This is a genomic window from Neobacillus cucumis, assembly GCF_023715505.1.
The window spans coordinates 25,751-40,280 of sequence record NZ_JAMBOH010000007.1 but is presented as its reverse complement, the minus strand read 5'-3'; the positions used below and the strand labels follow the sequence as shown (position 1 = coordinate 40,280).

Sequence of the window (14,530 nt, the reverse complement as noted above, 5' to 3'; positions counted from 1 at the left end):
CACAATCGTTTTTCAAAGGATTTTCTTAAAAATTAATAGCAGCCATTAATTTGATGGCTGCTGGCTGTCTTCATATAAATCAATATACAAGTTCCCTTTTGTCCCCACGACAGCGTAGGCGATTTCGGAAACCTGGATATTTCTTTTCTTTAGTTCTTTGTTGAGCCATTCTTCGTTGTAAGTGGAATTTGAGAGGTTATCCGATAATATCGCACCGTCCATAATTAATTCTACTGGGACTTTGTAGGATGGCAGATTCAGATTTACATCTTTTCGGGTGATATTCTGATATTCTGCCTTTTTTAAAACGGATAGGGAGCCATTTACCTCTAATATGGCCCAATCGACTTCATCCAAATTAAAGATATCTTTCCCCCGTAATGCTTGTTTCAGCATATCCATTGAAAAGCCAGTTTTCTGAAGGGCTGCTTCTAGGATTTTCCCCTCCTGTATGAGTGTAACAGGTTTTCCGGCGATTCGTTCGCGAAAGCGTCGGCTTTTGACTGAAAGTATATTTAGGGTGAATATAACGGATCCCATAATGACAAACGAAAGGATAAAATAGATAAATTTTATTTTATAATTAAAGGTTAAATTTCCCGCTATCGTCCCCATGGTAATGGTTGCGATCAACAAATGATAGGTTTTTTGAAAGATGGTTCGTTTTCCGAGAATATGTACAAAAATCCATAATATGATAAAGGCGGTAAAGGTTCTAATAATTATTTCTAAAAACATTGACATACCTTACTCCCAAACGATGATTTGTTTGGGATAGTTTGTTCTTTTAGGTAAGATTTATACTAGATGTTAAAATCTGAACCGTCTAACTGATTGAGAACCTTCGGAATAAAATCAGCATAATGATTAATATGAAAATCAGCAGTGATGTTAGGATTCTGAAACGCAACCGTTTTAATGCTTAATCCACGTGCCGGGATTAAATCTAACTCCCGATCACCAACGACCAAATCGATGTGACGAGTTTTTAGGACATATTCATAGGAAGCGGTATGTGGCTTTCTTGTAAACCCTTGTTCTTCAACAGAAACCACTTCTTGGAAATATTTTAATAAATCAAATTTCTTAAGCAGCATTAAGGTTGATTCCTTATCGCGATGAGTGACAATCACATTTTCAGCGACCGCTGCTAATACTTCCTCAATATGATCAAAAGGCAGACTGTTTACAGAGTGCATATTATATAACCGCTGATATTCACCCCGCAAATCTTCAGATATTCCATAATGTTTAAAGGCTGTTTTTGAATCCTTCTTAAGCCAACTTAAAACCTCGGTACGATCCAAGTTTCTTTTGCTTAAACTGATGAAACCCTCCACCAGTGCTGGATATGTATCAAAAAGGGTGCCATCAAAATCCCATAGTACATTCATCTTAAAATCCCTCTATTCATAAAAAGTTTTCACTTTTCTTATCCTATAGAAAAATCCCTCTATATTCAATTATTCCAAACCTTTCCTTACATACATAAAGACACCTAAAGTTGGAAAACTATATAAAAATGGGAGGTGGTTCGTAATGAAGAAAACTCTATTAAAGACGCTCCTAAGAAAATTCAATACTGAACCACATTTTAATGAAAAATCAAATCAATCCGTAATGGAATTAAAGGAAAGCGATATAAGCAGGCATTATGAGGAAAATTTGGAGACCTTTAAAAACCTCTTTAGTTATCCAAAAAACACCGATGTCAAATTACGTGAATTCAGGGTCAGAGCACTAGACCGTCGTGCCTTTATTATCTATATAAGTACAATGGTTGATATTCAAAATATTCAGGAAGGCATACTCGAGAAATTACTAAAAAACGATGGGCCTACAGGGAATATCCAGGATATAACCTCATATCCAATCCTAAAATCAGCGACTATCATTGGGGAAATTACAGAGTATATTACTGGCGGCATAACGGCTTTGTTTATCGATGGTGATCGCAAATGCTATCTATTTGAAACAACCAAAACCCGAGGCAGGGGAATAGAAAAGTCAGAAAATGAGGTCATTGTCAAAGGGGCTAAGGAAGCCTTTAATGAAATGGTTATTGATAATATCTCCCTAATCCGAAAAAAGATAAAAAATGAAAATCTGATAGTGGAGTCACAGGTTGTTTCGAAAAGATCCAGGAATGATGTTTTTCTTGTTTATCAGAAAGATTTAGCGAATGAGGAGCTGCTCAAAAACATAAAGGAAAAACTAGCAGCACTTGACACTGATCGGATCCTCGATCTTAGTATTTTGGAGCAATATCTTGAAGAACGTCCGAGATCTCTATTTCCAACATTATTGTATACAGAACGTCCTGACCGGGCATCCTCCTTCATTGAAGAGGGTCATATTATCCTATTGATGTCGAATTCCCCCAGCTGTTTAGTGCTGCCGGCTACCTTTTGGGCCATGATCCATTCACCTGAGGATCATTATCTAAGGACACCATATGGTAATTTCATTCGAATCCTCCGGTTAATGGCAATGTTTGTTGCTGCATTTGCATCTGCCTTTTATCTTGCCATTACCAATTATCATGTAGGAATGATTCCTCCGGATTTATTGATGGCAATTGCAGGGTCAAGGGAACGAGTTCCTTTTCCATCAATGATTGAAATCTTGATGATGGAGATTGCCTTTGAACTGATTCGTGAGGCAGGATTGCGTGTACCCTCTCCAATTGGTCCAACGATTGGAATCGTTGGTGCATTAATTCTAGGGCAAGCGGCAGTACAAGCCAATGTAATTAGCCCAATTGTAATTATTGTCATCGCATTAAGCGGTTTAAGCTCGTTTATTATTAGTGATACTAGTTTGAATTTCGCTATTAGAATCAGTCGCTTTTTATTTATTTTTGCTGCAGGAACTATGGGGATCTATGGAGCAACGTCTTTATTTATTTTTGGATTGTTTTATCTGGTTTCATTAAAATCCTTTGGTACTCCATACTTCGCACCGATGACACCGCGAAGTTTTTCATCTAAGGATTTAATTATCCGGCATGTTCCGTTTAAAGAAAGGTTTCGCCCTGGTTATTTGAAACCAAAGGATATGGTTAAACAAAGAAAGGGATAAAAATTTATGGATCAGCAGCCTAGAAAACTTGGTATTCGTGAGTATGTATCCATCGCTATTTTAATGATGGGGGCTAAGGGAACTGAGGATACCTCGACCATCCTTTACAAGGCAGTGCAAAATGCCTCATGGATGATTCCTATTCTTGCAGCAGGAATTTTTCTTATTCCATTGCTTTTATTATTAAAAACTCTTTCATTGTACCCCGACAAGGATTTGTTTTCTGTGATTCGAAAATTATTTGGCAAATACATTGGTTTTTTAGTTTGCCTGCTAATTTTCCTTATTTGCTCATTTGGGATATCGTTCGATTCAAGATCCTATACGAATATAATTCGGACATTTTATTTTCCAACAACACCGAAACTGGTGATTTACGCGATGTTAATGACCATCTGTGCTTATGGTGCAAAAAAAGGAATTCAACATATTGGATCGGTATCCTATCTGGTTGTTTTCTATGCTGTTATTACCTTAAACATTGCCTTATTGTTAAGCAAACAGAGCAGTACCATTCGAGCCATATTTCCTATTTTGGGGCCAGGGCCATTAAAATTAACAAAAGACAGTTTTCTCGGACTTTCTCTTTTTGTTGATTTTTTTTTACTTACTATGATAATCCCTTTTTTTAGCTCTGGAAAAGATTTTAGGAAAGGTACATGGATTGCTTTTTTTTATATTACTTTCCAAATTAGCTTAATGTTTCTTGTTTATATATGTTTGTTTGATACTTCGTTAGGAACAATTGGATATCCCTTCCATACACTAATCCGTTTTATATCACTAGGGAGCTATCTTCCCAATGTGGAAATACTCTTTTTTGTCATTTGGCTCATGTTAGCATTTATTCGCTTTACGGCATTTTTGTACATTAATGGGATGATGTTCGGTCTTATTTTTAAAATTAAAGATTTTGAATACTTAATTCCATCCTTAGCTGTGATTTATTTACTAATTGGAAGCTTTGCCGAATCAACCTTGGAAGCCAGTAAGTTTAAAATGTTTACTTCGAGTGCTGCCGGGTCCGTGTTTACAGCCATTTCAGTCATGCTTTGGTTAGTGGCAATGTTAAGAGGAGAATTTAAACATGCAAAAAAAAGGCGTAGTATGTAAAGGACTGTTATTTCTAATTGTGGTCTGCCTTTTAACTGGGTGTTGGGATCGTGAGGAACTCGAAGACCGCTCCTATGTTATTGGTATAGGAATTGATAAGTCCGAACATAAAGGGAAAATCAAGATAACCATGCTACTAGCCAATCCTGAAGTTGGCAGTATGCAAGGCGGCGGCGGTTCAACGGAAAAACCTCGGGAAATCATTACAATTGATGTAAATGACTTTATTGCCGCCAAAGGGACCGCCAATGCGATTATCTCTCGGAATATTAGTTATGAATTTCTAAAAATTATTATCGTTTCAGAGAAATATGCGAAGGAAAAAAAATTTGTGACTACCATTTATGATGCTCAAAAAGACAAAGAGATCCGTATGAATGCATATTTAGCTATTTCTAAAGAAAATGCAAGTGATTATTTTGTAGAAAATAAACCGAAAATGGAAACAAGGCCTCATAAGTATTTTCAATACATTATCGATCACGGAATTGAAAATGGGATGATTCCAGATTCCACGTTATTCCGCTATTTTAAAACGCTAGAGAGAGGAACAGACCTTTATTTGGCAATGTATACGACTGCTAAAAAGGCTAAAAATCCTAAGATTAAAATGGAGGATGAATACTTGCCCGGTCAATTGAATGCAAGCGGCGAGCTAGACGATACGCAATTCATTGGGTCTGCTGTTTTTAAAAATGGTGTGATGATTAATAAACTCACAGGCCAGGAAACCCGTACAGTAAATATCCTTGACGATACCACCAACATTAAAGATATCCTAATTGATATCCCTAATCCTTTTTCTGAAAAAGATAGGCAATTTGCTGCCAGAATTATGAAAAGGGAAAATAATAAGGTGAAAATGAATTTAAAAGGAAGCAAGCCCCAAATTACCATCATCATCCCTTTAAAAGTAGAAATTATGACAAACCCATCCATGGTTTCCTACGCGTCAAAAAAAAACAGGCAAATTCTTAAAAAACAAGTAATTCGTCATATTAAAGAGGTGAATGAAAAATTGATTAGGAAATCACAAACAAAATTAAAGGGTGTACCCTATCCGTTATCCCTTTATGCTCGTCCCTATTTTTTAACTAATAAGGAATTTGAAAAATTCAATTGGGGGAAATCTTTTTTACGAGCAGATATTATTGTAAAACCAGAAGTAGAAATTATTGATTATGGAAAACAAACAAGAAAACCTGCACAGGTAGGAGGATAGAATGAATTTATTGACCTACATCGTTTTATTTGTCATTACAGCCTATACCTTTGGTTTTGGTGTAACGCTTTGGAAGGAGAAACAGAAATCTAGTGCGATGGCTGTTTTTTTCCTTTGCCTGACGATTATTGTCCTTCCTTTTTTTACTATTATTTAAAAAATTTATGAGGTAAACCTGGCTTTTGGCCGGGTTCCTTTTTTTGTCCAAATTTAAGAGAACTATAAGATTTATTGGACGAAACTGCTGAATTATTCACCGCTGTTATACCAGCTGTTGAGATGGGTGAATTTAAGAAAAAAGATAAGATGCAGCAGAGCTTAATTTATTGAATTTTTTATAAATAGTCTGCTAGCTTTATTTACAAACTTTCAATAAATAATAAATCGGTTTATACTATGGTAGTAGATTTATTAAAAAAAAGATTGGATGAGGTGACCAGTGTGCTGAAGAAAATTGATATATTATCAAAAATTGTAGATTGCGGAATAGTCGCAGTTGTCCGTGCTGATTCTAAGGAAGAGGCAGTCAACATTTCTGAAGCCTGTGTGAAAGGGGGCATTCAAGGGATTGAGGTTACCTTTACAGTCCAAGGTGCGGATCAAGTGATTAAAGAATTGGCAACGCTTTATCAGGAAAATTCTGATGTTGTGATTGGTGCAGGTACGGTCCTTGACGCGGCAACGGCTAGAATTGCGATCCTAGCTGGAGCCCAGTTTGTAGTAAGCCCAGCATTTGATGAAGCAACGGCAACACTATGTAATCTTTATCAAATTCCTTATATGCCAGGCTGCATGACACTTACTGAAATGAAGCGTGCTTTAGAAGCAGGTGTGGATATCGTGAAACTATTCCCTGGAAGTGCCTTTGGTCCGGATTTTGTTAAAGCTGTCAAGGCGCCGCTTCCACAAATTAATATTATGCCAACAGGCGGTGTTGATTTGGAGAATGTTGATAAATGGATCAAGAATGGCTGTGTAGCAGTAGGTGTAGGAGGGAATTTAGTTGCACCTGCTAAAACAGGGGAATATGAAAAAATCACTGAGTATGCACAACAGTATATTCAAAAGGTACAAGCTGCAAGAGGAAAATGATTGTTAGGGAGGCTAAGTTGATGCCAGCTAATTTAAAAGATACGACCACCTTACATAACGGCGTGAAAATGCCATGGATGGGATTAGGCGTGTTTAAGGTAAAAGAAGGTGAAGAAGTTGTCGAGTCTGTAAAAGCCGCTCTACGGAATGGATACGTCAGCATCGACACGGCTGCGATTTACGGTAATGAAGAGGGTGTAGGTCAAGCTATTAAAGAGTCGGGTATTCCCCGCGCGGAGTTGTTTATTACGACAAAGCTTTGGAATTCTGAACAGGGATACGAATCCACGCTAGAGGCTTTTGAAAGCAGCCTTAACAAGCTTGGGCTCGATTATCTGGACCTTTATTTAATTCATTGGCCAGGAAAAGATAAATATAAAGATACGTGGAGAGCGTTTGAAAAACTATATAAAGAAGGACGGGTGCGCGCCATCGGCGTAAGCAACTTCCAAATCCACCATTTAGAAGAGTTAATTAGTTCTGCTGAAATTAAACCAATGGTGAACCAGGTTGAGTATCATCCTCATTTAACACAGAAGGAGCTTCACGCTTTTTGTAAAAAGGAAGGCATCCAACTTGAAGCCTGGTCGCCTTTAAAACAAGGACAGCTGTTAAGCGAGCCGGTACTTGTCGATATCGCACAAAAATATAATAAATCCGTAGCTCAAGTCATCCTGCGCTGGGATCTTCAGAATGAAGTAGTGACGATTCCGAAATCCATTAAAGAGCATCGCATTATTGAGAATGCCGATGTCTTTGATTTTGAGTTAACTCAAGAGGATATGGACAGAATCGATGGATTAAATCAAGATAGTCGTGCAGGCTCTCATCCAGATCAGATGACGGTGGGTTTTTAAAAATTAAAAAAGCACAAGCAATTAGATTATAAATTGCTTGTGCTTTTTTGTGGCTTGGAGAATGAAGGACAAAAAGTAGGTTGGGAAGATGTCATATGGCCTTCATCAAGATAGTGAAGGCCAAAAGTTGGCTGAGCGAGAGAAAGAATGTTTTTCAGTAATCAAATGAAAGATAACACCTAGTCGACTTATTAAAGCAATTAAGTATTAAATAGAAAAAAAGGAATCCAATTATGATGCAAATGGGATATGATTGAAATAAGGTGATGAGATTTGCAGCATTCCCTAAGTGGAACAATTCGAAGGCAGGAAGAAAAGAATGGATACTAAATTGTTATGGTTTACTTTAGGGATTTCACAACTAATCTATGTTTTATTATTACCGGTATGGCTCAGGCTTCTAGCTTATCTTCATCCGATTGTTCTGGTCGTTATCTGGATGTGCCTAACAGGTCTTGCTACGTTTATAGTTTATTATGTACGCAAATGTACAATCAATATCTCTACTTTCATTTTTAAAATATTAATAACGTTATATAGCATAGGATTACTAATTTTGTTATTTTTTCGTCCAGCAAATCAGGAGTATAGTCAAATAAATTATGTCCCTTTTAAAACCATAGGCGGATTCCTTGGTGGAGACAGTAATTTTCTAATAGCTTTTTACAATATAACTGCCAATATCCTATTATTCGTACCCTACGGTGTAACTGCTCTTATGTTTTCACGGCACCTCTCTTGGTGGAGGTTAGTTTTAATACCAGCTGCAAGCATCATTTTAATTGAAACCATGCAGTATTTTACCAAGCGCGGCGGCATGGATATTGATGATTTAATCTTAAATCTGCTAGGTGTCTGGATTGGTTATGGCCTAAGTTCTGTTATTCAAAGAGTTGTAAAAGTAAAAAGTTGATTAAGGAAGCATAAATGAGCTTGACACTTAAAAATACTAGGCAGAATTACAATGAAATCCGGCTAAATCCTTGGTGGTATACAGTTTGTCGGAAAACCCCTTAAAAAAGATTACTCAGTGAGCTAATCTACTTTTACATACAACAATGGGAGGTTGATTAAATGACGGGTGGAATTATTATTGCAGGCCTTATTTTAATTGGGCTGACGGCAGGTGTTACGAAACTTGTAAAAAACCGCAGTCCGGCTTTATTGAAGAGAAATATCCCGCCACGGCTTGGAATCCTTGACCATATCCCAATGGAACCTCTAATTGATAAATTAAATAACTCCCTTGATGACGACTATGTTCACCAAGTGAAGGAACGCTTTTTACAAGAAAATCCCAAGCTAACTGAGGATGAATTTGAATGGAGACTGTTTGAGTTAAAGCGCTATTTCCTATTATCCAATCTCTTAAAGACGACACCCATGTTCAGCCAAGAGGTTGATGAAGTCTGGCATACGATGATCCTTTTTACACAAAAGTATCAAATCTTTTCCGAAAGGTTTCTCGGAGAGATGCTTCATCATACACCAAACATCAATCCCAAGCCAGCGCCACAAGAACGAGCATTTTTTGACTGGACTTTTTCACAGTTGTTTCAAATTACTAAATATAGCTGGAAATCATGGGGGAGCTTTTTCAATCATCCAGTTGATGTTCAAATTTTAAGGGAATTTAAAGAGAGTCCTAGTGAAACTTTAAAGGAAAAATACTTTAGAGTGAATGAGGATAACAAGGAATTAATTGAATACCTAGTTTCTATGATGAAAAAACAATTAAGTGAAGCGGAAAAGATGTATTATGTCGATAAAAAAGGCAAGTTTACAAGACTTCAAACGTATGGAGAAATGACCTCGTTATCCATGGTGATGATCTTTTTTTCTTACTACTATTTCGATGAGTACTGGAATTACGCCAAGCTGTATGCTTTTGCGAATCCCGGCCATTACACAAGCGGCTGTACAACCGCTGTTTTTTGCGGGACGTCCTCCTCCGACCAATCAGGTGATGGCGGTGACAGTGGAAGTGGCCATTCAAGCTGTTCAAGCTGCTCGAGCTGTGGCAGCGGTTGTTCATCGTAAGTTTACCAGAAGGTATAATGTAAAAAGCGATGCACAGGTGCATCGCTTTTTTAAAGAGTATTATTTTAGCGGTATCCATATCTCAGAGTAATAATCCAGGCTCCAAGGATTGCCGGCCGAATATACTTCTAACTCAGGACCTGCTGCATGCAGATAATGACTAGACGGAAACCATTCCGAAAAGATTTGTTTCCAAGCATTCTGTATCGAGTCTGGCATTGCACCGTGAACTTCAAATACTCCCCACTTTCCTGAAGGAATATCGAGTATTTCTAAACCTTCTGGCTGGGGGCCTTCATATTCAGCTGCAATCCAGTAATCCATTAATCCGGGCTGCTGGGAACGTTTGTCTGCACAAACACCCACCACCCCGTTGATTTCACCATTATTCAGTTCAATTAACAAGTCATTTGTTCCATCGGCGTGAACATCGTCCCCCATTTTAGGAATTTCCCTTAGATTTTCGCCATTCACACAGGAAAACTCTCGCTTGATTCCCACCACTTGAAAACTTTCACGCTCTACAATTCGATAATTCACCTGTTCTGCTCCTTTCAGATTAAACTGTATTTATGAAATTAGGGAGGGGATCAATCCAAGATCTATTCTCCTTTACCTAGCCCATGCATGATAAATTGTATCGTGCGTTCTGTTTCCAATTCATCATCCCACGGGGCTTCCGGGAACAAAATATAACGTGAAAATAAGTAGCCCATGACACTAGTTATCACGAGACGGGCTACGCTTAGGGCAGGCATTTCAATTATTTGCCCTTTTTGCTGATAACCTTCAATGATATGTGAAACACGGCCAAATAAGTTTTTTGCAATCAAGTCAATAAATTGTTCCCTTAATTCCGGCTGGAAGGGAATCTCTTGAAGCATAATCTTAACCACAGGAAGAAGTTTCTTTAAGACTGCTCTTCGGTTTTCGATAGTCGCCCTGAGAAAATCCTCGACGCGGTCGTACTGCTGATTTAAGACCTTATCAAAGTCATTTATAATATAGGGTCCGACCACCTTTGCCATGATTGGAACAACAATTGCCATTAATAAATCCTTTTTAGTTTTATAATGACGGAAAATGGTTCCTTCCGCTACACCAGCTTTTTTAGCAATTTCACTTGTGGACGTGGAGGCATACCCTTTTTCGGAAAACGATTCAATTGCTGCTATAAGTATTTTACTTTGCTTCTCGGTTAATTTTTCCTCATCAAACAGCTGCTGTATCAGCATTTCTTCTTGTTCGAACATGGTTTACTCCTTTAAATTTTTCGATACTTCTTCAAAGCTACTATATTTAGGATAATAAATACAAGAGCAAATCCTAACAAGACGAGTAGGTCCTTGATAATATCACTGAAACCTAAACCTTTATACATAACCGAAACCAAAGCATCACCGCCATAGTATAAGGGCATAATTTTTGCAATGACTTGCATCCAGTCCGCCATACCTTCGAATGGGAAAATCCCTGCAAAAAAGACCTGAGGAACAATCGCAATCGGAATAAACTGCATCATTTGGAATTCGGAATTGGCAAAAGCCGATAAAAGGATACCAAGGGACAGTGCAACGAGCGCTAAGCACAGATTAATAATGACCACATTCCAAAAAGACCCAACGAGCATAATGTCTAATACTTTAACTGAATAAATCACGACAATTAGGGTTTGAATGATGGCAAACAAACCGTACCCGGATAGGTAACCAAAAACGATGTCCCTTCGTTGAATCGGTGTGGCTAGTAAACGGTCCAGTGTTCCGGTTGTTCGTTCCCGAAGTAAAGCAATTCCGGAAATCAGAAAAACAAAGAAGAAAACAAAGAAACCGACTAAGATAGGACTTAACTGATGAAAAAAGGTCGTATCCTTATCACCGTAAATGTATGTCGTTGTAATTTTTGGAGCCTTAGCCTGTTCGATGTTTATTGGTGCCCCTTGAAGCTTGCTCTGAATCTGTTGAAGGAATTGGGTCATATTTGCTGATTGTTTTTTTGCGTTTTCCGCAGCGAGTGCCTGTTGGACCTTGATTAACAGGGCCTTAGTGGCGGAAGGCTGCTCATTTTTAAGTGTTAGTTTGATATCATTATCATTCACTTGAAGAATAGCATCTAAATCATCTCGATCCATAATAGGGTTCCAGTTGGAACGATTGTTATATTGTTTGACGATGATATCCTTACTTTTTAACTGTTTTACAAGGGAAGCATCCGCTCCGGCAACCCCAATTCTCGGATCGACCGTATTACTTCCCAGCAGGTAATGGAGAAGGGTAAGAATTAATAAGGGGGCAACCATCATCAAGGCAAGCGCCCGTTTATCGCGGAGCATTTGATGGATAATTCGTTTAACTAAGGCAAAAACCCTCATTTTTTAGCGCCTCCAGCCTTTAAAAATACCTCTTCTAATGTTGCAATTCCGTATTGTGCCTTTAATTCATGCGGCGAGCCGCTCGTTAAGATTTCTCCGTCTCGAACCATGCCCAGATAATCACATTTTTCCGCTTCGTCCATTACATGGGTTGTGACTAAAATGGTTTTGCCTTCTTGCTTTAAACGGTTGATTTCAGCCCAAATCGAAAGGCGCAGTTCGGGATCGATTCCGACAGTTGGTTCATCTAATACAAGAACTTGCGGGTCTTGGATGAGGGCAACAGCTAATGATAACCTTCGTTTCATGCCGCCAGAGTAGTCTTGAACCTTCTTTTTTAAATCGGATGTAAGATTGACTAAATCGGCAGCATAGGCAATGCGTTCTTTTTGCACACCATTTTTTAATTTAAAAAGAGAAGCAAAGAAAGCTAAATTTTCCTCACCAGTCAAGTCGGTGTATAGAGCATCGGCTTGGGCCATATAGCCAATTTTTTGCAATAGGTGCAGGCTAGGGACTTTTGTATTTAATACCTGTACTTCACCTTTAGTGGGTCGGTCCATGCCGACAATCATTTTTACTAGCGTTGTTTTGCCAGAACCAGAGGGCCCAATTAGACCATAGATTTTACCTGGCTCGACCGAAAGATTGATATTATGCAAAACTTCTTTTTTTCCAAAACTTTTACTAACATCTTTCAACACAATAGAAGCTGACATTGATAAACCCCCTTCGGGAATAAAAATGAGTGATTACTCACTTTTATTATAAAGCAGCTAAAAGTCTAAGGTCAATTGTGTTTTGAAAAAGTTCAATAATTGGATGGCGGTTATGAAAAAAGCACGATTCCCTGAATGGAAATCGTGCTTTGAATAGTTTATTCTGTTACAGGCTTTTTCAAGATACCAAGCAGGACAGCTGAAACAATTGCTCCAATTACAACTGATAATAGGTACAATAACCAGTTGCCGCTAACAAGTGGCATTACGAATACTCCGCCGTGAGGAGCGCGAAGGCCGATATGGAACATCATTGATAAAGCACCAGCTACAGCAGAACCAGCCATTACAGAAGGGATAACGCGAAGCGGGTCTGCTGCTGCAAACGGAATCGCACCTTCAGTGATAAAAGATAATCCCATAATGTAGTTTACTTTTCCAGCTTCACGATCTTGCTGGCTGAATTTCTTTTTAAATAAAGTTGTTGCGATGGCGATACCTAGCGGAGGAACCATACCAGCAGCCATAATCGCAGCCATTGGTTCATATACACCATTTGCTAATAATCCAGTACCGAATACGTATGCTGCCTTATTGATTGGTCCTCCCATATCAAAGGACATCATTGCTCCAAGGATAATTCCTAGTAAAACGGCATTACCAGTTCCAAGATTTGATAACCAGTGAGAAATTCCTTGGTTTAGAGCTCCGACAGGTTTATTGACAACAAACAACATGATAAATCCTGTTAAAGCAATACCTAATAATGGATATAATAAAATCGTTTTAATACCTTCAAGCGATGCAGGCATAAAAGTTAATACTTTCTTCAAACCAACTACTAAATAACCAGCAAGGAAACCTGCGATAAGTCCGCCTAGGAAACCAGCGCCGCCGGCATTTGCAAGCATACCGCCAACCATACCAGCAGCGAATCCAGGACGGTCTGCAATACTCATGGCGATGAAACCAGCAAGTACAGGAACCATTAGAGCAAAGGCATTACCGCCGCCGATTGTCATTAAGGCTTCAGCAATCGGATTATAAGTTGGATCATCAGGCTTAAAAGCATTGAAGCCAAACATGAAACAGATGGCGATTAAAATACCACCGCCGACAACGAATGGAAGCATGTTAGATACACCGTTCATTAAGTGCTTATAAATTGTTGCACCAACGCCTCTGCCTTGTTTACTGCTATCATTGCTAGCGGCAGAACCATTACCATGATAAATAGGTGCATCCTGCTTTAACGCTTTTTCAATTAATTCCTTCGGCTTGCGAATTCCGTTCGCTACCGCAGTTTCAATCACGTGCTTACCGTTGAAGCGGGCCATTTCTACGGTTTTATCAGCAGCGACGATAACCGCCACAGCGTTTTCAATTTCTTCCGCTGTCAGCACGTTTTTCGCTCCACCGGAACCATTGGTTTCGACTTTAATGTCTACACCCATTTCCTTTGCTTTCGCCTTTAAGGAATCAGCTGCCATATATGTGTGGGCAATCCCAGTTGGGCACGCAGTAACGGCCACAATAAACTGACTTTTCCCAGTCATTGACTGTGTTTCTTCTTCATCTTCTTGATCATACTTGTTGATGATATCTAATACTTCATCTTCAGAGTTCGCAGCAAGCAGCTGCTTGCGAACATCCTCATTTAATAAAATTGTAGATAATCTTGACAATGCTTCTAAGTGAGTATTGTTTGCACCTTCAGTGGCGGCAATCATAAAGAAAAGGTAGGCAGGCTGGCCATCAAGAGATTCATAGTTTACGCCGCCAGTTGATCGGCCAAAAGCAATCGCAGCTTGTTTAACTGCTTTTGTTTTTGCATGAGGAATAGCAATTCCCTCACCGATACCAGTTGTGCTTTGTTCTTCTCTTGCGATAATTGCCTTTTTATATTCGGCCTTGTCAGCTAATTTGCCGGCATTATCCAATACAGACACTAACTCTTCAACCACATCTAATTTTTGAGTGCCTTTTATGTTTAAGTGGATTGTATTTTTTGTTAAAAGCTCTGTTATCTTCATAA

Annotated in this window: 15 protein-coding genes; 8 read left to right on the top strand and 7 right to left on the bottom strand. The window is 38.7% G+C overall.

The window, feature by feature from the left end; genetic code table 11:
- Positions 1-45 precede the first annotated feature (45 nt).
- On the bottom strand, positions 46-744 hold the full coding sequence (locus tag M3226_RS12235; protein WP_251565712.1) for a DUF421 domain-containing protein: 699 nt from the start codon (positions 742-744) through the stop codon (positions 46-48).
- Between the two features lie 59 nt (positions 745-803).
- The gene (locus M3226_RS12230; protein ID WP_251565710.1) at positions 804-1,394 is read right to left on the bottom strand and encodes an HAD hydrolase-like protein; all 591 of its coding nucleotides are present in this window, start codon (positions 1,392-1,394) and stop codon (positions 804-806) included.
- 145 nt (positions 1,395-1,539) lie between these two features.
- Between M3226_RS12230 and M3226_RS12225 the strand changes: the two genes are divergently transcribed.
- From M3226_RS12225 to M3226_RS12190, 8 genes are all read left to right on the top strand, one after another.
- Positions 1,540-3,081, top strand: a complete 1,542-nt coding sequence (locus M3226_RS12225; protein ID WP_251565708.1) for a spore germination protein — start codon at positions 1,540-1,542, stop codon at positions 3,079-3,081.
- Positions 3,082-3,087: 6 nt separating this feature from the next.
- Complete coding sequence (locus M3226_RS12220; RefSeq protein WP_251565706.1) at positions 3,088-4,194, top strand: GerAB/ArcD/ProY family transporter; 1,107 nt, start codon at positions 3,088-3,090, stop codon at positions 4,192-4,194.
- On the top strand, positions 4,169-5,416 hold the full coding sequence (locus M3226_RS12215) for a Ger(x)C family spore germination protein (RefSeq protein ID WP_251565704.1): 1,248 nt from the start codon (positions 4,169-4,171) through the stop codon (positions 5,414-5,416). The genes M3226_RS12220 and M3226_RS12215 overlap by 26 nt, the downstream gene beginning before the upstream one ends.
- A 1-nt stretch (position 5,417) precedes the next feature.
- Entirely contained in the window at positions 5,418-5,573 is a 156-nt protein-coding gene (locus tag M3226_RS12210) for a hypothetical protein (protein ID WP_251565702.1), read from the top strand.
- A 287-nt stretch (positions 5,574-5,860) separates the two neighbouring features.
- Positions 5,861-6,508 (top strand): bifunctional 4-hydroxy-2-oxoglutarate aldolase/2-dehydro-3-deoxy-phosphogluconate aldolase, encoded by a 648-nt coding sequence (locus M3226_RS12205; RefSeq protein WP_251566082.1) that lies wholly within the window; start codon positions 5,861-5,863, stop codon positions 6,506-6,508.
- 20 nt (positions 6,509-6,528) lie between these two features.
- The gene (locus M3226_RS12200) at positions 6,529-7,365 is read left to right on the top strand and encodes an aldo/keto reductase (protein WP_251565700.1); all 837 of its coding nucleotides are present in this window, start codon (positions 6,529-6,531) and stop codon (positions 7,363-7,365) included.
- A 319-nt stretch (positions 7,366-7,684) separates the two neighbouring features.
- Positions 7,685-8,278, top strand: a complete 594-nt coding sequence (locus M3226_RS12195; RefSeq protein ID WP_251565698.1) for a VanZ family protein — start codon at positions 7,685-7,687, stop codon at positions 8,276-8,278.
- Positions 8,279-8,439: 161 nt separating this feature from the next.
- Positions 8,440-9,405, top strand: coding sequence for a hypothetical protein (locus M3226_RS12190; protein WP_251565696.1), 966 nt, complete (start codon positions 8,440-8,442; stop codon positions 9,403-9,405).
- Positions 9,406-9,465: 60 nt separating this feature from the next.
- Here M3226_RS12190 and M3226_RS12185 read toward each other — a convergent pair whose 3' ends face one another.
- From M3226_RS12185 to M3226_RS12165, 5 genes are all read right to left on the bottom strand, one after another.
- Positions 9,466-9,945, bottom strand: coding sequence for a GyrI-like domain-containing protein (locus tag M3226_RS12185; RefSeq protein ID WP_251565694.1), 480 nt, complete (start codon positions 9,943-9,945; stop codon positions 9,466-9,468).
- Between the two features lie 62 nt (positions 9,946-10,007).
- A complete protein-coding gene (locus tag M3226_RS12180; RefSeq protein WP_251565692.1) occupies positions 10,008-10,658 on the bottom strand; it encodes a TetR/AcrR family transcriptional regulator in 651 nt (216 codons plus the stop codon).
- Between the two features lie 11 nt (positions 10,659-10,669).
- On the bottom strand, positions 10,670-11,776 hold the full coding sequence (locus M3226_RS12175; protein ID WP_251565690.1) for an ABC transporter permease: 1,107 nt from the start codon (positions 11,774-11,776) through the stop codon (positions 10,670-10,672).
- Entirely contained in the window at positions 11,773-12,495 is a 723-nt protein-coding gene (locus M3226_RS12170) for an ABC transporter ATP-binding protein (protein WP_251565688.1), read from the bottom strand. The genes M3226_RS12175 and M3226_RS12170 overlap by 4 nt, the downstream gene beginning before the upstream one ends.
- A gap of 158 nt (positions 12,496-12,653) precedes the next feature.
- Positions 12,654-14,528 carry a PTS fructose transporter subunit IIABC gene (locus M3226_RS12165; protein WP_251565686.1) on the bottom strand — a complete coding sequence of 625 codons (1,875 nt, stop codon included), beginning with the start codon at positions 14,526-14,528 and terminating at the stop codon, positions 12,654-12,656.
- Between the last annotated feature and the right edge of the window lie 2 nt (positions 14,529-14,530).

What these genes read in the sequence shown, in the direction of transcription:
- M3226_RS12235 (WP_251565712.1), bottom strand. Translation starts at nt 744, where the DNA reads ATGTCAATGTTTTTAGAAATAATTATTAGAACCTTTACCGCCTTTATC.
- M3226_RS12230 (WP_251565710.1), bottom strand. Translation starts at nt 1,394, where the DNA reads ATGAATGTACTATGGGATTTTGATGGCACCCTTTTTGATACATATCCA.
- M3226_RS12225 (WP_251565708.1), top strand. Translation starts at nt 1,540, where the DNA reads ATGAAGAAAACTCTATTAAAGACGCTCCTAAGAAAATTCAATACTGAA.
- M3226_RS12220 (WP_251565706.1), top strand. Translation starts at nt 3,088, where the DNA reads ATGGATCAGCAGCCTAGAAAACTTGGTATTCGTGAGTATGTATCCATC.
- M3226_RS12215 (WP_251565704.1), top strand. Translation starts at nt 4,169, where the DNA reads ATGCAAAAAAAAGGCGTAGTATGTAAAGGACTGTTATTTCTAATTGTG.
- M3226_RS12210 (WP_251565702.1), top strand. Translation starts at nt 5,418, where the DNA reads ATGAATTTATTGACCTACATCGTTTTATTTGTCATTACAGCCTATACC.
- M3226_RS12200 (WP_251565700.1), top strand. Translation starts at nt 6,529, where the DNA reads ATGCCAGCTAATTTAAAAGATACGACCACCTTACATAACGGCGTGAAA.
- M3226_RS12195 (WP_251565698.1), top strand. Translation starts at nt 7,685, where the DNA reads ATGGATACTAAATTGTTATGGTTTACTTTAGGGATTTCACAACTAATC.
- M3226_RS12190 (WP_251565696.1), top strand. Translation starts at nt 8,440, where the DNA reads ATGACGGGTGGAATTATTATTGCAGGCCTTATTTTAATTGGGCTGACG.
- M3226_RS12180 (WP_251565692.1), bottom strand. Translation starts at nt 10,658, where the DNA reads ATGTTCGAACAAGAAGAAATGCTGATACAGCAGCTGTTTGATGAGGAA.
- M3226_RS12175 (WP_251565690.1), bottom strand. Translation starts at nt 11,776, where the DNA reads ATGAGGGTTTTTGCCTTAGTTAAACGAATTATCCATCAAATGCTCCGC.
- M3226_RS12170 (WP_251565688.1), bottom strand. Translation starts at nt 12,495, where the DNA reads ATGTCAGCTTCTATTGTGTTGAAAGATGTTAGTAAAAGTTTTGGAAAA.
- M3226_RS12165 (WP_251565686.1), bottom strand. Translation starts at nt 14,528, where the DNA reads ATGAAGATAACAGAGCTTTTAACAAAAAATACAATCCACTTAAACATA.